A 20,054-nucleotide genomic window follows, 5' to 3' on the forward strand; every position below is an offset into this window, starting at 1 on the left:
CCGAGAGGAACTCTGCATGAACGTACTCATCATCGGCAGCGGTGGTCGTGAACACGCCCTGGCCTGGAAGGTCGCCCAGGACACCCGCGTCACCAAGGTCTATATCGCCCCCGGCAATGCCGGCACCGCCACCGAGGCCAAGTGCGAGAACGTCGCCCTCGACGTCCTGGCCCTGGAGCAGCTGGCCGACTTCGCCGCGGCTAACGTCGAGCTGACCATCGTCGGCCCCGAGGCGCCGCTGGTGGCCGGAGTGGTCGACCTGTTCCGCAGTCGCGGCCTGCCCTGCTTCGGCCCCACCGCCGGCGCGGCGCAACTGGAAGGCTCCAAGGCCTTCACCAAGGATTTCCTGGCGCGCCACAGCATCCCCACCGCCGCCTATGCCAACTTCACCGAGGTGGAGCCGGCGCTGGCCTATCTGCGCGAGCAGGGTGCGCCCATCGTCATCAAGGCCGACGGCCTGGCCGCCGGCAAGGGCGTGATCGTCGCCATGACCCTCGCCGAAGCCGAGGACGCGGTGCGCGACATGCTCTCCGGCAACGTCTTCGGCGATGCCGGCGCGCGGGTGGTGATCGAGGAATTCCTCGACGGCGAGGAAGCCAGCTTCATCGTCATGGTCGACGGCAAGAACGTGCTGCCCATGGCCACCAGCCAGGACCACAAGCGCGTCGGCGACGGCGACAGCGGCCCCAACACCGGCGGCATGGGTGCCTACTCCCCGGCTCCGGTGGTTACCCCCGAAGTCCACGAGCGGGTCATGCGCGAGATCATCGAGCCCACCGTGGCCGGCATGGCCAGCGAAGGCAACGTCTACACCGGCTTCCTCTATGCCGGCCTGATGATCGACCAGAGCGGTGCGCCCAAGGTCATCGAATTCAACTGCCGCTTCGGCGATCCCGAGACCCAGCCGGTGATGCTGCGCCTGCAGTCCAGCCTGGTGCTGCTGGTGGAGGCCGCCCTGGCCGAGGCCCTGGACAAGATCGAGGCCTGCTGGGATCCGCGGCCGAGCCTGGGCATCGTCCTGGCGGCCGGTGGCTACCCGGGCGACTATGCTAAGGGTGACGCCATCGCCGGCCTAGACGCTGCGGCAGCGCTGCCGGGCAAGGTGTTCCATGCCGGCACTACGCTGCGCGACGGTCAGGTGGTTACCGCCGGCGGTCGGGTTCTCTGCGCCACGGCACTGGGCGATACGGTATCCGCTGCTCAGCAGAACGCCTATGCCCTGGCCCAGGAAGTTTCCTGGGATGGCTGTTTCTACCGCAGCGACATCGGCTACCGTGCCATCGCCCGCGAGCGACAGTGACGCTCACCAGGGATCGGCTCGTTACACTGTTACGTCAACAGACGTGACGGGCTGATCTATACTCGACATCCGTAACCGCGAAGGGAACTCTCGTGCACCGGCTCTGGATCGCCATAGGCTTTGTGGTCAGCTGGCTACTGTTGCTGCTAGCGGCCAATTCCGTGCAGGCCGAGAGTTCGCCGGAAGCCGGCTGGGCGCAATACGAGGATGCCTCGGGAGAGTTTCGCCTCGACGACGTTCGCGACCGCCTGTCCGCCTTCAAGCCGCTGACCGTGGCCAAGACCCATCGCCCCGCCGGTCCCGGGGCGCTCTGGCTACATACCCGCATCCAGCCCGACACCCAGCAGCGCCTGCTGCGCATCGTCTCGCCCAACGTGGGCTATCTGGATTTCTTCGCCTACCGCGATGACCAGCTGCTCAGCGAGATCCGCGACGGCCTGTCCCGGCCGTTGCTCAATCCGCAGCAGATCAGCCGCGACTTCGTCTTTCCCATCCCGGCGAGCGATCAGCCGCTGGATGTGTTCCTGAGGTTCGAATCGACCCAGCCGATGCGGATCTCCCTGACCCTCAGCAGCAGCGCCGAAGCCGAGGTCACCCATCGCCTGGTACTGTTCGGCGTGCTGCTCGGCTGCCTGGCCATGCTGGCGCTGTACAACGGCGTCCAGCTGCTCTACCACCGCAGCCGCGCCACCAGCGCCCTCACCCTGCTGCTGGTGATGCTGGTCTGCGTGGCCCTGAATCTGTTCGGCCTGAGCAAGTTCCTGCTCGGTGCCTACAAGGGCCAGGCGCCATTGCTGACCGACCTGTCCGTGCTGGCCTGCGGCGCGGCCGGCCTGAACCTGATCGGCGCCTTCTTCGGTTGGCGCCGCCTACCGTTCTGGAGTCGCCGGCTGATCCGGGCGCTGCTGATCCTGGTGGGCGCGGCCGCCGTGGCCCGCATCGCCGCCGGCGAAGTCTATGTCGGCGACTGGCTGATGACGACCAACGGCCTGGTCCTGCTCGGCTGCCTGGGCATCAGCCTCGAACGCTGGCACCAGGGCGCGCGCTATGCGCGCCTGCTGGTGGTGAGCTGCGTCCTGCTGGCGCTGGCCGGACTGCTCGCGCTGCCGATCCTGGCCGGCTACGCCAACGCGCCCATCTGGCTGGGCCGCGCGCTGATCGCCAGCTGCATGTTCAGCGGCATCCTGCTCACCCTGGCGCTGGAGGAACGTCGCCGCTACCTGCGCGAAGAGCACTTCACCCGCACTCGGGATCGCGCCGCCAACCATGCCGAGCTCAAGGGCAAGGCCGAATTCCTCTCGCGCATCAGCCACGAGATCCGCACGCCCATGAACGGCGTGCTGGGGATGACCGAGCTGCTGCAGGGCACGGCGCTGTCGGCCAAGCAGCGCGACTACGTGCAGACCATCCACAGCGCCGGTGCCGAGCTGCTCAACCTGATCAACGAGATCATCGACATCACCCGCCTGGAAAGCGGCCAGATCGAACTGGAGGAGGTCACCTTCGACCTCAATGCCCTGCTCGACGATTGCCTGGACATCTTCCGTCCCCGCGCCGAAGAGCACCGCGTCGAGCTGCTCAGCTTCATCCAGCCCCAGGTCCCCCGCCGGTTCATCGGCGATCCCACGCGCCTGCGCCAGATCCTGCTGAACCTGCTAGAGAATGCCTTCCAGCGCACCGAAGAGGGCGAGATCCTGCTGGTGATCTCCCTGGAAGAGGCCATCGGCCAAGCGCCCCGGCTGCGCATCTCGGTGCAGGACAGCGGCATCCCGCTGGACGCCACCCTGAGCCGCCAGCTGCTGTCCGCCCACCTCGACAGCCGCGACTTCCTCACCGGCGATACCGCCAGCCTGGATTTCGGCCTGGTCATCGCCCGCCAGCTGGTGCTGCTGATGCAGGGCGAGTTCGGCATCCAGAACAATGCCGAGGGCGGCTCCAGCTTCTGGATCAGCCTGCCGATCCCGGCCCAGGCGCTGGTGCTCTCCCGCGGCGACAGCGACTATCCGCTGCAGGACGTGCGGGTGCTGGTGGTCGACGACAACGAACTCTGCCGCAAGGTACTGCAGCAGCAATGCAGCGCCTGGGGCATGCAGGCGGTCACCGCCGCCTCCGGGCGCGAGGCCCTGGCCCTGCTGCGTACCCAGTCGCACCTGCGGGAATACTTCGACGTGGTGCTGCTCGACCAGCAGATGCCGGGCATGACCGGCATGCAGCTGGCCGCGCGCATCAACGAGGACGAGAACCTCAACCACGACCTGCTGCTGATCATGCTCACCGGGCTGAGCAACGCGCCGAGCAAGGTCATCGCCCGCAATGCCGGCATCAAGCGGGTGCTGGCCAAGCCGGTGGCCGGCTACACCCTGAGAGCCACCCTGGCCGACGAGCTGTCCCGCCGTGGCCAGCGGGTGAGCGAGCCCGAGCCCCAGGAGCAGCCAAGCGGCATTCCCGGCGATTTCCGCGTGCTGGTGGCTGAGGACAACAGCATCTCGGTCAAGGTGATCCGCGGCATGCTGAAGAAACTCGGCGTCGAACCCGACACCGTGAGCAACGGCCTGGAGGCCTTCGAGAAGCTCCAGCAGAACACCTACGACCTCATCCTGATGGACTGCGAGATGCCGCTGCTGGACGGCTTCGGCGCGACCCGCCGACTACGCGCCTGGGAGCAGCAGAACCACAGGTCGCGTACCCCGGTGGTGGCCCTCACCGCCCATATCCTCGCCGAGCACAAGGATCGCGCCCAGGAGGCCGGCATGGACGGCCACATGGGCAAGCCCATCGAGCTCTCCCAGTTGCGCGAGCTGCTGCTCTACTGGGCCGAGCGGCGCCGGCTCGACGTCACCAGCCCGGGCCTCAAGGCGACTCCTTGAACCTGTCCTTGACGTAGGTGATCTCGGTCTTGCCGTGCGGCACCGGATTGCCTTCCTCGTCCAGGTTGACGAAGACGATCTTGTCGATGGTGAGGATGCTCTTGCGGGTGATCTTGTTGCGCACTTCGCACCTCAGGGTGATGGAGGTGCGGCCGAACTCGGTGGCGGTGATGCCCAGTTCGATGATGTCGCCCTGGCGCGAGGCGCTGATGAAGTTGATCTCCGAGATGTACTTGGTCACCACCTTGGGATTTTCCAGCTGGACGATGGCGTAGATCGCCGCCTCCTCGTCGATCCACTTCAGCAGGCTGCCGCCGAACAGGGTGCCGTTGGCATTGAGGTCCTCGGGTTTCACCCACTTGCGGGTATGGAAGTTCATCACGGCTCCTTGAATTTCTCGGGGGTTGCGACATCAGATCGGGGTGCGCGCGGGAGATTCCGGTGGACATGAGGCAGAGCGCCACCCTTTGGGTTTATCGCGATCCTCGTTATACTGCCCGCGCATCGCGGCCACCAGGCCGCCCCGCCTTCCGTTCGAGGGGCGCTGCAGCACGCTGCGTTATCCCATCCTAGCCGACCCGCCGCTGCCGCGGGAATCACGGCGGGCATGACGCCAGACGTTGTCAGGCTCGAGCGGAGCGTTATCAGAACGCATCAACGGCGCCCATTCGCACCTTACGAATGGAGACTCTTCAATGAGCGCTGTCCTCACGCCTGCCGCTTTCAACGATTTCAAGGTCGCCGACATCTCCCTGGCCGACTGGGGTCGTCGCGAAGTCATCATCGCCGAATCGGAAATGCCCGCCCTGATGGGCCTGCGTCGCAAGTACGCCGGCGAGCAGCCCCTGGCTGGCGCCAGGATTCTCGGCTGCATCCACATGACCATCCAGACCGCCGTGCTCATCGAGACCCTGGTGGCCCTGGGTGCCGAAGTGCGCTGGTCCAGCTGCAACATCTTCTCCACCCAGGACCAGGCCGCGGCCGCCATCGCCGCCGCCGGTATCCCGGTGTTTGCCTGGAAGGGCGAGACCGAAGCCGAGTACGAGTGGTGCATCGAGCAGACCATCCTCAAGGACGGCCAGCCCTGGGACGCCAACATGGTGCTGGACGACGGCGGTGACCTGACCCAGATCCTGCACGACAAGTACCCGCAGGTACTGGAGCGCGTCCACGGCATCACCGAAGAGACCACCACCGGCGTGCACCGCCTGCTGGACATGCTCAAGGACGGTACCCTCAAGGTCCCGGCGATCAACGTCAACGACTCGGTCACCAAGAGCAAGAACGACAACAAGTACGGCTGCCGCCACAGCCTCAACGACGCCATCAAGCGCGCCACCGACCACCTGCTGTCCGGCAAGCAGGCGCTGGTGATCGGCTACGGCGACGTGGGCAAGGGCTCGGCCGCCTCGCTGCGCCAGGAAGGCATGATCGTCAAGGTCTCGGAAGTCGACCCGATCTGCGCCATGCAGGCCTGCATGGACGGCTACGAGTTGGTCTCCCCCTACGTCGACGGTCTCAACGACGGTAGCGAAGGCTCCGTCGACCGCGCCCTGCTGGGCAAGATCGACCTGATCGTCACCACCACCGGCAACGTCAACGTCTGCGACGCCAACATGCTCAAGGCGCTGAAGAAACGCGCCCTGGTGTGCAACATCGGTCACTTCGACAACGAGATCGACACCGCCTTCATGCGCAAGCACTGGGGCTGGGAAGAGGTCAAGCCGCAGGTGCACAAGATCCACCGCACCGGCCTGAGCGTCGATCCGAGCAACGACGACTACCTGATCCTGCTGGCCGAAGGTCGCCTGGTGAACCTGGGCAACGCCACCGGCCATCCCAGCCGCATCATGGATGGCTCCTTCGCCAACCAGGTGCTGGCGCAGATCCACCTGTACCAGGAGAAGTTCGCCGACCTGCCGGTCGCCGAGAAGACCGCCAACGTCACCGTCATGGTCCTGCCGAAGAAGCTCGACGAAGAAGTGGCGCTGGAAATGGTGAAAGGCTTCGGTGGCGTGGTGACCCGCCTGACCGAGGCCCAGGCCACCTACATCGGCGTGACCCAGGAAGGCCCCTTCAAGCCCGACAGCTACCGCTACTGATGGCCAGCCCCGCCCGCGAGGGCGGGGCCGCCCACGAGAGAGACGACGTGAAACCCAGTCTGAGTTTCGAATTCTTTCCCTGCAAGACCGAAGCGGGCCATGAGAAGCTGATCGCCACGGCGCGGCAGCTGGCGAGCCACGGGCCGGAGTTCTTCTCCTGCACCTACGGCGCCGGCGGCTCTACCCGCGACGGCACCTATCGCACTGTCCGCCAGCTCAACGACGAGGTCGGCGTGCCGACCGCGCCGCACCTGTCCTGCGTCGGTGACAGCAAGGCCAAGCTGCGCGAGTTGCTGCAGCAATACCGCGAAGCGGGCATCAACCGCATCGTCGCCCTGCGCGGCGATCTGCCGTCCGGCATGGGCCTGTCCGGCGGTGGCGAGTTGCGCCATGCCAGCGATCTGGTCGCCTTCATCCGCGAGGAGACCGGTGATCACTTCCATATCGAAGTCGCCGCCTATCCGGAAACCCATCCGCAGGCCCGCAGCTTTACGGACGACGTGCGCAATTTCGTGTACAAGATGGAGGCCGGTGCTGACCGCGCGGTCACCCAGTACTTCTTCAACGCCGATTGCTACTTCCATTTTGTGGAACGTGTCCGCAAACTGGGAGTCGAAGCTCCTGTGATCCCTGGCATCATGCCGATCACCAACTACAGCAAGTTGGCGCGCTTCTCGGATGCCTGCGGCGCTGAATTGCCTCGCTGGCTGCGGAAGCAACTGGAAGCCTACGGTGACGACACCCAGAGCATCCAGGCCTTCGGTGAAGAAGTCATGACCGCCCTCTGCGAGCGTCTGCTCGAAGGCGGGGCACCCGGTGTGCACTTCTATACCCTGAACCAAGCGGAGCCGTGTATCGCCATCTGGCGAAACCTCGGTTTTTGAAGTCGGCCACGCGAACTGGCGGCGACTTCACCCAATCGTGACTACCGCTACCGGTCATCGCCCGACTCGTCATCCAGCGCAGGATGACGAGGGTGGGCGAGACGTCCGAAACCCTTTGGACGTCAGCCGGGAGCGCAACCGCGCCCCCACGTCGGCGGGACGCCGACAGAGACAGGAACCCCGCATGTCCTTCATTTCCCTCGGTCTCTCCGAGGCCCTTGCCCGCGCTGTGGAAGACGCTGGCTACACGAATCCCACCCCTGTTCAGCAACGCGCCATTCCGGCCGTCCTGCAGGGTCGCGATCTGATGGTGGCTGCCCAGACCGGCACCGGCAAGACCGGCGGCTTCGCCCTGCCGGTGCTTGAGCGCCTGTTTCCCAATGGTCATCCCGATGGTCACCACTATGTGGCCAAGCAGCCCCGCGTGCTGGTGCTGACGCCGACCCGCGAACTGGCCGCTCAGGTCCATGACAGCTTCAAGGTCTATGCCCGCGACCTGCCCATGCGCAGCGCCTGCGTCTTCGGTGGCGTCGGCCTCAAGCCGCAGGTCACCGCCCTGGCCAAGGGCGTCGACGTCCTCGTCGCCTGCCCCGGCCGGCTGCTCGACCTCGCTGGTCAGCAGAGCGTCGACCTGTCCGCCGTCGAGATCCTCGTGCTGGACGAAGCCGACCGCATGCTCGACATGGGTTTCATCCATGACGTGAAGAAGGTCTTGGCCCGCCTGCCCGCGCAGCGCCAGAACCTGCTGTTCTCGGCCACCTTCTCCAAGGACATCACCGACCTCGCCGGCAAGCTGCTGCAGGATCCCGAGCGGATCGAGGTCACCCCGCCGAACACCACTGTCGAGCGCATCGAGCAGCGGCTGTTCCGCATCCCCGCCAACCAGAAGCGCGCCCTGCTCGCCCACCTGATCACCCTGGGTGCCTGGGAACAGGTACTGGTGTTCACCCGCACCAAGCACGGCGCCAACCGCCTGGCCGAGTACCTGAACAAGCACGGCCTGCCGGCCGCGCCGATCCATGGCAACAAGAGCCAGAACGCCCGTACCAAGGCCCTGGCCGACTTCAAGAGCAACGAAGTCCGGGTGCTGGTCGCCACCGATATCGCCGCCCGCGGCCTGGACATCGACCAGTTGCCCCACGTGGTCAACTTCGAGCTGCCCAACGTCGAGGAAGACTATGTGCACCGCATCGGCCGTACCGGCCGCGCCGGGCGCAGTGGCGAAGCCATTTCGCTGGTCTCCCCCGACGAAGAGAAGCTGCTCAAGGCCATCGAGCGCCTGACCAAGCAGAACATCCCGGATGGCGACATGCAGGGCTTCGATCCGCAATCCGTGCCGCCGGAGCAGCCCGAGGTGCGCGCGCCGCGCGAGCCGCGTGGCAAGCCGCAGCAGCAGAATCGCCAGAAGAAGGCCGACAAGCCAGCGCGCAGCGAAGGCAAGAGCCAGAACCAGGGCCAGAACCCGGGTCGTGCCGCCAACGGCGAGCAGTCCGCCGGGCAGCCCCAGGGCGAGCGCAAGGGCCGTACCCGCAATCGTCGTGACCGCCGCGATCGCGATGACGCCGGTCAGGCCAATGCGCAACCCGGCCAGGCCGTGGCCCAGCAGCCGCGCAATCGCGATCCGGAAGAATTCCTGGACGACGATTACGACAACTTCGGCAACAGCGTCGACTACGTCAGTCCCTACCAGGGCAAGGGCCGCAAGGGCCCGCGCAGTGGCAACGGCGGCAACGGTGCCCGTCCGGCTGCCGCGACCGGCACTGGCCAACCGCGCCAGGGTCAGGGCCAGGGCGCGGCCCGTGGTCAGCGTGGCCAACAGCAGCAACAGCCCGGCAAGCGCCGCGGCCAGAACGGCCAGCCCCGCGCTGCCCGGCCGTACGAGTCCACCCCCAGCGAGCCGCGCGCCTATGCCGCGGAAGAGCGGGCCTCGAGCAAGCCGCAGCCGAAGATCGTGCACAAGCCATCGCGCGCCGACCGCCTGCCGACCCTGGAGCAGCTGGAAGACCTGCCGAGCCGGCCGCGCGGCGAGAAGCCTGCGCTGCTGACGCGCAACCGAGAGGCCTGACGAGCACGGGCCGCGTCAGCGGCCCGCTTTCCAGGCAAAAATAAACCCCGCCATGGCGGGGTTTATTTTTGGTGCGGCTAATCAGGCGTGCGCGGCGCGCAGGGCGTCGATATAGGGTTCGGCCTGGCGATGGCTGCGGATCAGCTCGATGAAGTCCTCGCCCTGGGCATTGCGCGCATCCAGGTCGTAGCCAGCCTCGACGAAGAAGCCGACGAAGCGCTCGAAGTCGTCCGGACGCAGGCCGCGATAGGCCTTGACCAGCTTGTGCAGAGACGCGGGGGTATCGTCCGCTGGCTCGACGTCGAGGAACAGCTTGATCTGCTCGTCGCTGATCTCTTCACCGATGACCTGCTTTTTATCCTTGCGCATCCTTTAGCTACCTGTGCTGGGGGATTGTCGAAAAAGGGATCCCGATTCTAACCCCGCCTTCCGCCGGCCCGCCAGTGACAAAGCCGTGGCAATACCGCGACGCGGCGCAAAAGTTCAGTCGAATTGCGCACGCATCCAGCGGCGATAGGCGGCGGCGTCGGCGGCCTCCTCCCGGGGTGCCCAGGCCGGGCGCTCGCCCTCGCCCAAAGGCGTGAAAGGACCGGCCTTGCACTCGAAGAACAGGCAGTCGCCGTCCAGGGCGACCAGAGCATGGTACTGGCCCGGCGCGAGATCGACGCCCAGGCAACCGGCCACCACGGACAGCTCGCGGCGCAGCAGCACCTGACCCGCCTCATCGAAGGTCAGCAGCCCGAGGCGACCTTGCAGCACCAGCAGGCTCTCGGCCTTGCGCGGATCCAGGTGGCGATGGGGAGGTATGTAGCTGTCTTCGCACATGCCCACCACCAGCCGGTGGCAGGGCTCGTCCGGGGTGTGCAGGCTGTGGTGGGCCCGCCGCCGCGGGCTGGTCGCCGCCTGCCCGAGCAGGTCGGCGAACAGCTGGCCGTCGAACAGCCGGGCGGTCACAGCCCCTTCACGGCATAGATGCCGGGGGCGTTGCGCCAATAGCCCTTGTAGTCCATGCCGTAGCCGAAAATGTAGCGATCGATGCAGGGCAGGCCGACATAGGTGGCTTCCAGACCCTTGACCTTGCGATCGTGGGTCTTGTCGATCAGCACCGCGGTGTGCACCTGGCGCGCGCCGGCATGGCGGCAGAAGTCGATGATGGCCTTGAGGGTATGGCCTTCATCGAAGATGTCGTCGACGATCAGGACATCGCGGTCGATGAAGGACACCTCGGGCTTGGCCTTCCAGAACAGCTCGCCGCCGGTGGTCTCGTTGCGATAGCGGGTGGCGTGCAGATAGGACATTTCCAGGGGAAAATTCAGCCGGGTGGCCAGCTTACCGGTCAGGATCAGGCCGCCGTTCATGACGCAGAAGACCACCGGGTTGCGCTCGGCGAGATCGGCGGTGATCGCGGCGGCGAGCTGGTCGATGGCCGCTTCGACCTGGGCTTCGTCATAGAGGCAGTCGGCCTCCTGCATCACCTGGCGGATGTGGGCGAGATCGGCGGACATGGGGCTTCTCCGGGGGATGGGGCGCCAGCCTCGCGGGCGGCGCGGATAAAAGGCGGCAAAGGTACAGACACCGCGGACCGATCTCAAGCGCCGGCAGGCGGCTAGTATTGTCGCAGGGTACTGCCCACCTCGAGTCGGATGCTTTAATGTACCGCGGTTTTTTTATTCGCCTGCCCTGTCCTGCGGCAAGCCTTCGGGCCGCCGGTCGTACCGACACCGTCCTCGTTCGCGGCGATCCGCTGCCCTACCGTCTCTGGAGAACCCCATGTCCGTCCACGAAATCCGCCATCCGCTCATCCGCCACAAGCTCGGCCTGATGCGGCGCGCCGACATCAGCACCAAGAATTTCCGCGAGCTGGCCCAGGAAGTGGGCGCCCTGCTCACCTACGAGGCGACCCAGGACCTGCCGGTGGAAACCGTGGACATCGAAGGCTGGTGCGGCACGGTGCCGGTGGAAAAGATCTCCGGCAAGAAGGTCACCGTGGTGCCCATCCTGCGCGCCGGCATCGGCATGCTCGATGGCGTGCTCAGCCTGATCCCCAGCGCCCGGGTCAGCGTCGTGGGCTTGGCCCGCAACGAATCCACCCTGCAGGCCCATACCTACCTGGAAAAACTGGTGGGTGAGCTGGACCAGCGGCTGGCGATGATCATCGACCCCATGCTCGCGACCGGCGGCTCCATGATCGCCACCATCGACCTGCTGAAGAAGGCCGGGGCCAAGGAAATTCGCGCCCTGGTGCTGGTCGCGGCGCCCGAAGGCATCGCCGCGGTCACCGAGGCCCATCCGGACGTGCGCCTCTATACCGCCTCCATCGACGAGCGCCTCAATGAGCACGGCTACATCCTGCCGGGCCTGGGCGATGCCGGCGACAAGATCTTCGGCACCAAGCAGAAGGACGCCTGAGCGTGGTCGCCAAAGAACCCCTCTGGCGGGAAATCCTCGTCGGCGCCCAGATGCTCTTCGTGGCCTTCGGCGCCCTGGTGCTGATGCCGATGATCACCGGCATGGATCCCAACGTGGCGCTGTTCACCGCCGGCTTCGGCACCCTGCTGTTCCATCTGGTCACCGGCCGTCAGGTCCCGGTGTTCCTCGCCTCCAGCTTTGCCTTCATCGCCCCCATCATCGCCGCCAAAGCCGAATTCGGCCTGCCGGCGGTGCTCGGTGGCGTGGTGGCGGCCGGCTTCGTCTACACCTTCCTGGGCCTGGCGGTGAAACTGCGCGGCGTCGGTTTCATCGACCGGCTGCTGCCACCGGTGGTGATCGCCCCGGTGATCATCTCCATCGGCCTGGGCCTGTCGCCGGTGGCGGCCAACATGGCCATGGGCAAGGCCGGCGACGGCAGCGCCCAGCTGGTGCCCTATGCCACCGCGATGCTGATCTCCATGCCGGCGCTGGTCACCACCCTGCTGGTGGCCATCTACGGTAAGGGCATGTTCCGCCTGGTGCCCATCCTCGCCGGGGTGTTCGTCGGCTATGCCCTGGCCTTCGTCTTCGGCATCGTCCACACCGAGGGCATCGGCGCCGCGCCCTGGCTGGCGATCCCGGCCTTCGTCGCGCCGGAGTTCCACTGGGGCGCCATCCTGTTCATGGTCCCGGTGGCCCTGGCGCCGGCCATTGAGCACGTCGGCGGGGTGATCGCGGTGGGCGGGGTGACCGGCAAGAACTACCTGAAGCAGCCCGGTCTGCACCGCACCCTGCTCGGCGACGGTCTGGCGACCTCGTCCGCCGGTCTGTTCGGCGGCCCGCCCAACACCACCTACGCCGAGGTGACCGGCGCGGTGATGCTGACCAAGAACCACAATCCCAGGGTCATGCTGTGGGCGGCGGGCTTCGCCATGGTGCTCGCCTTCGTCGGCAAGTTCGGCGCGGCGCTGCAGACCATCCCGGTGCCGGTGATGGGGGGCATCCTCTGCCTGCTGTTCGGCTCCATCGCGGTGGTGGGCCTGAACATCCTGATCCGCCACCAGGTGGATCTCTCCGAGGCCCGTAACCTGGTGATCGTCTCGGTGACCCTGGTGTTCGGCATCGGCGGCATCGTCTTCGGCAACGGCGAGATCGGCCTCAAGGGCATCTCCCTCTGCGGCCTGATCGCCATCGGCCTCAACCTGGTCCTGCCCGGGCACAATGCCTGGAAGAAGGACGCCGAGCCGCCAGAGCGCCCGCTGCTCTGACGGCTCGCCAGCCCAGGATGCCGCGCTAGGCCGGCATCCTGGGCTGCTCGATGGGCTGCGGCGGCAGCTCCGCTACTTCCTCGCAGAGTTCGACCAGGGCCTGCACCCAGGCCGGGTGGTCGTTGACGCAGGGGATGAGTACCAGCTCCTCGCCACCGGCCTCGATGAATTGCTCGCGACCGCGATCGCCGATCTCTTCCAGGGTCTCGATGCAGTCGGCGACGAACGCCGGGCACATCACCAGCAGCCGCTTCACGCCGGCCTTGGCCAGTTCGTCCAGCCGCGCCTCGGTGTAGGGTTCGATCCATTTGTCCTTGCCCAGCCGTGACTGGAAGGACACCGACCACTTGCCCGCTGGAATGCCCAGCCGCTTGGCGAGCAATTCGGCGGTGCGCTGGCACTGGCTGCGGTAGCACACGGCCAGGGCCTTGGCGCTGACCTTGCTGCTGTCGGGGGCGCGCAGGTCGTGCTTGCGATCCTTGACCAGCTTGCGGATGTGCCGCTCGGGCAGGCCGTGGAAGGACAGCAGCAGGTGGTCGTAGGGCTGCTCGAGATAGGGCTCGACGCTGGCCGCCAGCGCCGCCTGGTATTCCGGACGATCGTAGAAGGGCGGCAGGATCTTCAGCGTCAGCGGCAGCTGGTGTTCCTCGATCACCCGCCGCGCCTCGACGATGGCGGTGGTGGTGGTGCTGTCGGCGAACTGCGGATAGAGCGGTGCATAGGTCACTTCGCGGATGCCCTGGCTGGCCAGGCGCTTGAGCACCGACTCCACCGACGGTTCGCCGTACCTCATGCACAGCTCGACCGGCCCGTGCGGCCAGTATGGGCGCACCGCCTCCTGCAGCCGGCGGCTGAGCACGATCAGTGGCGAGCCATCGTCCCACCAGATCGACTCATAGGCCTCGGCCGAGGCCGCGGGTCGCTTGATCAGCACCAGCGACACCAGCAGTCGGCGCAGTGGCCAGGGCAGATCGACCACATAGGGGTCCATCAGGAATTGGTTGAGATAGCGCTTCACGTCGGGGACGTGGGGCGAATCGGGCGAACCCAGGTTGGCGAGCAGCAGAGCGTTGGCAGTCATCGTGAATCCTTGGCAGCGAGCAGGTCGGCGAGGGCCGCGTCCAGCTCGGGATAGCGAAAGACGTACCCGGCCGCGAGCAGGCGCTCGGGGCGGGCGCGCTGGCCACCCAGCAGGAGGATGGACAGCTCTCCCATCAGGCGCAGGGCGAAGGCGGGGATCAGCAATCGCGCCGGGCGCCGCAAGGCCCGTCCCAGCGCCTCGGTGAAGTCGCGGTTGCGCACCGGCTGGGGGGCACAGAGATTATAGGGACCCTGGGCGTCGCTGCGGTTGAGAAGAAAATCGATGGCCCCGATTTGATCCTGTAAATGAATCCACGGCATCCATTGGCGTCCGTTACCCAGGCGCGCGCCCAGGCCGAAGCGGAAAGGCGGGAGCAGGCGCAGCAGGAAGCCGTCGTCGGCGGCCAGCACCAGGCCGGTGCGCAGATTGACCACGCGGATCCCCAGCGCCTCGGCCTCGTTGGCCACCTGCTCCCAGGCCAGGCACAGCTCGCCGGCGAAGTCGGGACCCGCCAGGCTGTCCGTCTCGCTGACCGGCTTCTCGCCGCTGTCGCCATAGAAGCCGGTCGCCGAACCGGACAGCAGCACCGCGGGCTTCTGGCTGCGCCCGCGCAGCCATTCGATCAGCCGCTCGGTGGTGCCGATGCGGCTCTGCCAGAGTTCGGCCTTGCGGCTACGGGTCCAGGGCTTGTCGGCGATGGGCGCACCGGCCAGGTTGACCACGGCGTCCAGGTGCTCGTCGCCCAGCGCGTCCAGCTGGGCGATGCCGCGCACGCCAGGCCCGCATTCGCGGGCGACCCGCGCCGGGTCGCGGCTCAAGACGGTGAGCTGGTGTCCGGCAGCCGCCCATTGGCGGCACAGCGCACGGCCGATCAGTCCGGTGCCACCTGTCAGCAGGATATGCATGTCGTCACTTCCTTCTCGTATTGCCCTGTCGCCCGGATGCATCTGAACGAAGGGAAGAGGATTGTTTGGTATGGTCGTGGGTCGAAAGATCCAGAACGGTTGCCAGTCGTAGCCGTAGAGCCCTTGCGCACGCAAACGTTCGACAAGGGCGAATCGTCAGACAAGCGAGGTCCATCATGACTGCCCCTATCGCCATCGTTGGCGCAGGAATAGCCGGACTTTCCGCTGCCCAGACGCTGATTCGCGCCGGGCAGCAGGTCCAGATCTTCGACAAGAGCCGCGGCAGCGGCGGCCGCATGGCCAGCAAGAGAAGCGAGGCCGGTGCCCTCGACCTGGGTGCCCAGTACTTCACCGCCCGCGATCGGCGCTTCATCGACGCCCTCAACGAGTGGCGCCGTGCGGGCTGCGCCGCCGAGTGGAATCCGGTGCTGTACCAGTATCGCGACGGCCGCCTGAGTCCGTCCCAGGATGAGCAGCCACGCTGGGTCGGGGTTCCGCGCATGAGCGCCATCACCCGCCACCTGCTGGCCGATCTGCCGGTCACCTTCGACTGCCGCATCACCGAGGTCTTCCGCGGCGCCAAGCACTGGCATCTGCTCGACGCCAACGGCGAGACCCATGGGCCCTTCGCCCAGGTCATCATCGCCATGCCGGCGCCCCAGGCCACCGCCCTGCTGTCCAGCGTACCCAAGCTGGCGGCCACGGTGGCCGGCGTCAGCATGGAGCCGACCTGGTCGGTGGCGCTGGCCTTCGCCACGCCCCTGCAGACGCCGGTGGAAGGCTGCTTCGTACAGGGCAGCGAGCTGGACTGGCTGGCCCGCAACCGCTGCAAGCCCGAGCGCGACGCCACCCTGGACACCTGGGTGCTGCATGCCACCAGCGCCTGGAGCAAGGCGCACATCGATGCCTCGAAGGACGAGGTAATCGAATGCCTGCACGGCGCCTTTGCCGAGCTGATCGGCTGCCCCTTGCCGGCCCCGAGCTTCACCTTGGCGCATCGCTGGCTCTATGCCCGACCGGCACAACCGCACCAATGGGGCGCTCTGGCCGATCCAGACATGGGCGTCTTCGCCTGTGGCGACTGGTGCTCCAGCGGTCGGGTCGAGGGGGCATGGCTGAGTGGTCATGAGGCGGCGCAACAGCTCCTGGGCAGTCTGGAATAAACGACGAAGCGCACGCCGTCCGTAACCTGCGGCGAATCTTTTACGGTAACCCCCTGTCGAAAGTTGCACGAAACTTGTACAAATAGGCAAACCTTGTACAAGAAAATACACGACAGGGGATCTCCATGTCTTACCTCGCTCCTTCCAGCCTGCCTCGTCCGCGCCTGGGTATCAGTGCCTGCCTGCTGGGTGACGAAGTCCGCTACAACGGTGGACACAAGGAATCCCGGCTGTGCAGCCAGACCTTCGCCGAGCATTTCGACTTCGTCCGGGTGTGCCCGGAAATGGCCATCGGCCTGGGGACGCCACGCGAACCCATCCGCCTGGTCGGCAACGCCCAGGCGCCGCGCGCCGTGGGGACCATGGATCCGAGCCTGGACGTGACCGCCGCCCTCACCGCCTATGGCGAGAAGATGGCCGGCGAGCTCACCGACCTGTCCGGCTTCATCTTCATGCAGAAATCGCCGTCCTGCGGCATGGAACGGGTCAAGGTCTACCACGCCAACGGCCAGGGCAGCGAACCCGATGGCCGCGGCCTGTTCGCCGCCGCCATCATGCGTCTACGACCGGACTTGCCGGTCGAGGAAGCGGGCCGCCTGAACGATCCGGTACTGCGGGAAAACTTCGTCACCCGCGTCTTCGCCCATGCCCATTGGCTGCAACTGCTGCAACAAGGTCTGACGGCGCGGGCGCTCCTGTCCTATCATTCCCGCTACAAGTACCAGCTCATGGCCCACGATGCCCACCGCGCCCGGGCCCTCGGCCAGCTGGTGGGCAGCATCGGCCAGCGCAATCTGGACGAGCTGGGCCAGGAGTACTTCAGTGGCCTGATGGCCGCGCTGAAAAAGTGCGCGACCCGTGGTACTCACTGCAATGTGCTCTATCATCTATTCGGTTACCTGCGTCGGGTGCTGAGCGACAGCGAGAAGCAGGAGATGCAACAGCTGATCGAGCAATACCATGAGGGGGTCGTGCCCCTGGTCGTGCCCCTGACCCTGCTCAAGCATCATTTCCGCCAGCATCCGGATCGCTACGTGAACGAGCAGGCCTATCTCCAACCGCACCCCGAACGTCTGAGTCTGCGAAATGCCATCTAGCGCTACCCCCCTGCCTTCGCCGCCTGCCGGGGAAGATCAGGACTACCAATCCGCCCTCCACGAGGGCTGGCTGCCCATCCGGGAAATCGCTCGGCGCACCGGCGTGAACGCCGTGACCCTGAGAGCCTGGGAGCGGCGCTATGGCCTGCTGGTCCCCAAACGCACGCCCAAGGGTCATCGACTCTACAGCGAGGCCCATGTCGTCCGGGTGCAGCAGATCCTCGCCTGGATCGCCCGCGGCGTAGCCGTCAGCCAGGTCAAGGGCCTGCTCGACGAACAGCGGCCGGCGGCGGTACCCAGTGATACGCCCTGGCAGGGCATCCACCAGGAAATGATGGACGCCATCGGCCGGCTCGCCTCGCGGGCCCTGGACGAGGCCTACAACCGGGCTGCTTCGCTCTATCCACCCCGCGTGCTGCTCGACCAATTACTCTCCCCGCTGCTGCGGGAACTGGAGCGACTCAGCCAGGCCACCGACGATGGGCGCCTGCAGCAGGTGTTCTTCCAATCCTGGTTGCGCAGCAAGCTGGGCGCCCGCATCTACCACAGCCAGCACAACCTGAGGGGCGCGCCCCTGGTGCTGCTGAATCTGGACGACACCCCGATGAACGTGTCGGTGTGGCTCTGCGCCTGGCTGATCAGCGCGGCGGATTGCCCGGTGGAAGTGGTGGAGTGGTCGATTCCGGTGGCCAACCTGGATCGCCTGGTCGAGCAGCTCGATCCCCGGGCGCTGATCCTCTGCCGCGACAGCCGTCCCGACAGCGAGCTGCGGCGCCAGCTGCAGGCCTTCGCCAACCGCCATGCGCGACCCTGCCTGACCCTGGGCGCCCTGGGCGAATCCCTGACCGCCGACGCCGCGCCGGCGCGCAGTCCGGGCGAGGCTTTCGATCGGCTCCAGGGTGCCGGGCTGCTGCGTCAGGAACGTCATGCATGAGTCAGCTCGTCTGGCTTCGCACCGACCTGCGCACCCATGATCACCCTGCCCTTCACGCCGCCGCGGAACGGGGGCCGGTCACCGCCGTCTTCCTGCTCAGCCCCGCGCAATGGCAGGAGCACGACGAGGCGGCGGTCAAGGTCGACTTCTGGCTGCGCAATCTCGCCGAACTCGGCAAGACGCTCGGGGCACTGAACATCCCGTTGCTGATCCGTAGCGCGGACCGCTGGGAGCAGGCGCCCCAGGTGCTGCTGGAGCTGACCAGGGAACTCGGGCTCGCCGACCTGCATTTCAACGACGAGTATGGCCTGAACGAGGCGGCACGTGACGACGCCGTGGCTCAGGCCTTCGCCGAAGCGGGCCTGGGGGTGCATCGCTACCTCGACCAGACCCTGTTCGCCCCGGGTACGGTGCTGACCAAGAGCGGCGGCTACTTCAAGGTCTTCGGGCAATTCAAGAAGACCTGTCTCGCCCGCCTGGAAACCGGACTACCCACGCCCTTGCCGCCACCCGCCAAGCAGCAGGGCCGGCCGGTTGCGGCGGATGAGCTGCCGCGGGTGATCGATGGCTTCGCTGCGCCCCCAGCCGAGGTCCAAAAACTCTGGCCGGCCGGTGAAGAGGCAGCGCTCGGACGCCTGGCGACCTTCATCCGTGAAGATCTGGACGACTATCATCAGGCCCGCGACATTCCTTCCGAGCCCGGCACCAGCCAGCTCTCGGCCTACCTGAACGCCGGGGTGCTGACTCCGCGCCAGTGCCTCCAGGCCGCGGTGCAGGCCAACCAGGGCCAGCTCAGCGGGGGTAGCCAGGGCGCCGCCACCTGGCTCACCGAATTGCTCTGGCGCGAGTTCTATCGCCATGTGCTGGTGGGGTATCCCTGGGTGTCGCGCAATCAACCCTTCAACCGGGAGCTTGCCGCCCTGCCCTGGCGTGACGATCCCGAGGGCCTCGAGGCATGGCAGCAGGGGCGTACCGGCATTCCGATCATAGACGCGGCCATGCGCCAGCTGCTGCAGACCGGCTGGATGCACAACCGCATGCGCATGCTGACCGCCATGTTCCTCTGCAAGAACCTGCTGATCGACTGGCGTGAAGGCGAACGCTGGTTCATGCGCCACCTCATCGATGGCGACCTGGCCTCCAACAACGGCGGCTGGCAGTGGAGCGCCTCCACGGGTACCGATTCGGTGCCCTACTTCCGGGTATTCAACCCCCATACGCAGGCGTTGAAGATCGATGCTCGGGGCGACTACGTACGCACCTGGGTAGCGGAACTGGCGGCGCTCAAGGGCAAGGCGGTGCATACCCCGGGTGGCCGTTACCTGGCGCCACTGGTGGACCTGGGCGAAAGTCGCGAGCGCGCCCTGGCCGCCTATCGCGGCATGGCGCGCCAGAAGACGGCAACGAAAAAGCCGGACTAAGTCCGGCTTTTTTCATTCCAACCCGGTTTACAGGCTGTGGCTGTAGAACAGCGCGTACGACTCGATGCCATCGTTGGGCTGCTTGATGCCGGCATTGGAATAGTGGGTGGCACGGATGCCGACCCGCTGGGTCTCGCCAATCTTCACGCCCAGGCCGAGACGATCTTCGAAGTTGAAGGCCGAGCCCAGATCCTGTTCGCCGACCTTGGTGCTGGAGAACACCGACACGCCGATACCGGCTTCGACGAAGGGCTTCAGGTAGCCATGGCCGAACTCGTAGACGAACACCGGCGCGAAGGATAGCGAGTGCTCCCCGGAGGAATGGCCACTCTCGCCTTCCCAGTAGGTGTAGCCCGCGTCCCAGTAGCCAGTCAGGCGGCCCGTGGAGCTTTCCCACCAGCTCTTGTCCCATTTCCAGCCGGCACCCAGGCGATAGGTCATGCCGCTCTGGCTGGTCGCACCGACCGCGCCGGTAATTTCCGCGGCCTGCACCGACGCCACTCCACCGAGCGAAAGCGCGGCGGCTACTGCGAAGGAAAGCAATTTGTTCATGAGAGT

General features: G+C 66.4%; 18 protein-coding genes and 1 riboswitch. Of the genes, 11 read left to right on the top strand and 7 right to left on the bottom strand.

All coding sequences use genetic code 11. From position 1 onward, the window contains the following. Positions 1 to 16: 16 nt before the first annotated feature. Both purD and ACYJP6_RS16715 read left to right on the top strand, forming a co-directional pair. Positions 17 to 1,300, top strand: coding sequence for a phosphoribosylamine--glycine ligase (purD, locus tag ACYJP6_RS16710; RefSeq protein WP_459476129.1), 1,284 nt, complete (start codon positions 17 to 19; stop codon positions 1,298 to 1,300). A 92-nt stretch (positions 1,301 to 1,392) separates the two neighbouring features. Then, complete coding sequence (locus ACYJP6_RS16715) at positions 1,393 to 4,167, top strand: response regulator (protein WP_459476130.1); 2,775 nt, start codon at positions 1,393 to 1,395, stop codon at positions 4,165 to 4,167. On the opposite strand, the gene ACYJP6_RS16720 is transcribed toward ACYJP6_RS16715, so the two are convergent. After that, positions 4,151 to 4,546, bottom strand: coding sequence for an acyl-CoA thioesterase (locus ACYJP6_RS16720; RefSeq protein WP_007161577.1), 396 nt, complete (start codon positions 4,544 to 4,546; stop codon positions 4,151 to 4,153). The two genes, ACYJP6_RS16715 and ACYJP6_RS16720, sit on opposite strands and share 17 nt — an antisense overlap. Before the next feature lie 151 nt (positions 4,547 to 4,697). Continuing rightward, positions 4,698 to 4,840, top strand: a riboswitch (S-adenosyl-L-homocysteine riboswitch). Between the two features lie 22 nt (positions 4,841 to 4,862). Between ACYJP6_RS16720 and ahcY the strand changes: the two genes are divergently transcribed. From ahcY to ACYJP6_RS16735, 3 genes are all read left to right on the top strand, one after another. After that, the gene (ahcY, locus tag ACYJP6_RS16725) at positions 4,863 to 6,269 is read left to right on the top strand and encodes an adenosylhomocysteinase (protein ID WP_459476131.1); all 1,407 of its coding nucleotides are present in this window, start codon (positions 4,863 to 4,865) and stop codon (positions 6,267 to 6,269) included. Continuing rightward, a complete protein-coding gene (gene metF, locus ACYJP6_RS16730; RefSeq protein WP_459476132.1) occupies positions 6,269 to 7,153 on the top strand; it encodes a methylenetetrahydrofolate reductase [NAD(P)H] in 885 nt (294 codons plus the stop codon). Before ahcY ends, metF begins: the two co-directional genes overlap by 1 nt. A gap of 184 nt (positions 7,154 to 7,337) precedes the next feature. Beyond that, positions 7,338 to 9,218, top strand: coding sequence for a DEAD/DEAH box helicase (locus ACYJP6_RS16735; protein ID WP_459476133.1), 1,881 nt, complete (start codon positions 7,338 to 7,340; stop codon positions 9,216 to 9,218). 81 nt (positions 9,219 to 9,299) lie between these two features. On the opposite strand, the gene ACYJP6_RS16740 is transcribed toward ACYJP6_RS16735, so the two are convergent. The 3 genes from ACYJP6_RS16740 to ACYJP6_RS16750 all read right to left on the bottom strand — a co-directional run bounded on the left by ACYJP6_RS16740 (position 9,300) and on the right by ACYJP6_RS16750 (position 10,723). Beyond that, complete coding sequence (locus ACYJP6_RS16740; protein ID WP_459476134.1) at positions 9,300 to 9,587, bottom strand: PA4642 family protein; 288 nt, start codon at positions 9,585 to 9,587, stop codon at positions 9,300 to 9,302. Positions 9,588 to 9,701: 114 nt separating this feature from the next. Next, positions 9,702 to 10,172: a WbuC family cupin fold metalloprotein gene (locus ACYJP6_RS16745; protein WP_459476135.1), complete on the bottom strand. Its 471-nt coding sequence runs from the start codon at positions 10,170 to 10,172 to the stop codon at positions 9,702 to 9,704. Further along, positions 10,169 to 10,723: a hypoxanthine-guanine phosphoribosyltransferase gene (locus ACYJP6_RS16750; RefSeq protein WP_145007470.1), complete on the bottom strand. Its 555-nt coding sequence runs from the start codon at positions 10,721 to 10,723 to the stop codon at positions 10,169 to 10,171. Before ACYJP6_RS16750 ends, ACYJP6_RS16745 begins: the two co-directional genes overlap by 4 nt. A gap of 265 nt (positions 10,724 to 10,988) precedes the next feature. On the opposite strand from ACYJP6_RS16750, the gene upp reads away from it, so the two are divergent. Beyond that, positions 10,989 to 11,627 carry a uracil phosphoribosyltransferase gene (upp, locus tag ACYJP6_RS16755; RefSeq protein ID WP_145007469.1) on the top strand — a complete coding sequence of 213 codons (639 nt, stop codon included), beginning with the start codon at positions 10,989 to 10,991 and terminating at the stop codon, positions 11,625 to 11,627. A gap of 2 nt (positions 11,628 to 11,629) precedes the next feature. Then, complete coding sequence (locus ACYJP6_RS16760) at positions 11,630 to 12,895, top strand: uracil-xanthine permease family protein (RefSeq protein WP_459476137.1); 1,266 nt, start codon at positions 11,630 to 11,632, stop codon at positions 12,893 to 12,895. A gap of 25 nt (positions 12,896 to 12,920) precedes the next feature. Here ACYJP6_RS16760 and ACYJP6_RS16765 read toward each other — a convergent pair whose 3' ends face one another. Further along, the gene (locus ACYJP6_RS16765; RefSeq protein ID WP_459476138.1) at positions 12,921 to 13,976 is read right to left on the bottom strand and encodes a ferrochelatase; all 1,056 of its coding nucleotides are present in this window, start codon (positions 13,974 to 13,976) and stop codon (positions 12,921 to 12,923) included. Further along, the gene (locus ACYJP6_RS16770) at positions 13,973 to 14,881 is read right to left on the bottom strand and encodes a TIGR01777 family oxidoreductase (protein ID WP_459476139.1); all 909 of its coding nucleotides are present in this window, start codon (positions 14,879 to 14,881) and stop codon (positions 13,973 to 13,975) included. The genes ACYJP6_RS16765 and ACYJP6_RS16770 overlap by 4 nt, the downstream gene beginning before the upstream one ends. Positions 14,882 to 15,033: 152 nt before the next feature. Between ACYJP6_RS16770 and ACYJP6_RS16775 the strand changes: the two genes are divergently transcribed. From ACYJP6_RS16775 to ACYJP6_RS16790, 4 genes are all read left to right on the top strand, one after another. Beyond that, on the top strand, positions 15,034 to 16,044 hold the full coding sequence (locus ACYJP6_RS16775; RefSeq protein WP_459476225.1) for an NAD(P)/FAD-dependent oxidoreductase: 1,011 nt from the start codon (positions 15,034 to 15,036) through the stop codon (positions 16,042 to 16,044). 125 nt (positions 16,045 to 16,169) lie between these two features. After that, positions 16,170 to 17,141 carry a YbgA family protein gene (locus ACYJP6_RS16780; RefSeq protein ID WP_459476140.1) on the top strand — a complete coding sequence of 324 codons (972 nt, stop codon included), beginning with the start codon at positions 16,170 to 16,172 and terminating at the stop codon, positions 17,139 to 17,141. Beyond that, positions 17,131 to 18,075 (top strand): MerR family transcriptional regulator, encoded by a 945-nt coding sequence (locus tag ACYJP6_RS16785; protein ID WP_459476141.1) that lies wholly within the window; start codon positions 17,131 to 17,133, stop codon positions 18,073 to 18,075. Before ACYJP6_RS16780 ends, ACYJP6_RS16785 begins: the two co-directional genes overlap by 11 nt. Continuing rightward, positions 18,072 to 19,496: a cryptochrome/photolyase family protein gene (locus ACYJP6_RS16790; protein WP_459476142.1), complete on the top strand. Its 1,425-nt coding sequence runs from the start codon at positions 18,072 to 18,074 to the stop codon at positions 19,494 to 19,496. Before ACYJP6_RS16785 ends, ACYJP6_RS16790 begins: the two co-directional genes overlap by 4 nt. Before the next feature lie 27 nt (positions 19,497 to 19,523). Here ACYJP6_RS16790 and ACYJP6_RS16795 read toward each other — a convergent pair whose 3' ends face one another. Then, on the bottom strand, positions 19,524 to 20,048 hold the full coding sequence (locus ACYJP6_RS16795; protein ID WP_459476143.1) for an acyloxyacyl hydrolase: 525 nt from the start codon (positions 20,046 to 20,048) through the stop codon (positions 19,524 to 19,526). Positions 20,049 to 20,054: the final 6 nt, after the last annotated feature.

Source organism: Pseudomonas sp. No.117 (genome assembly GCF_054558395.1).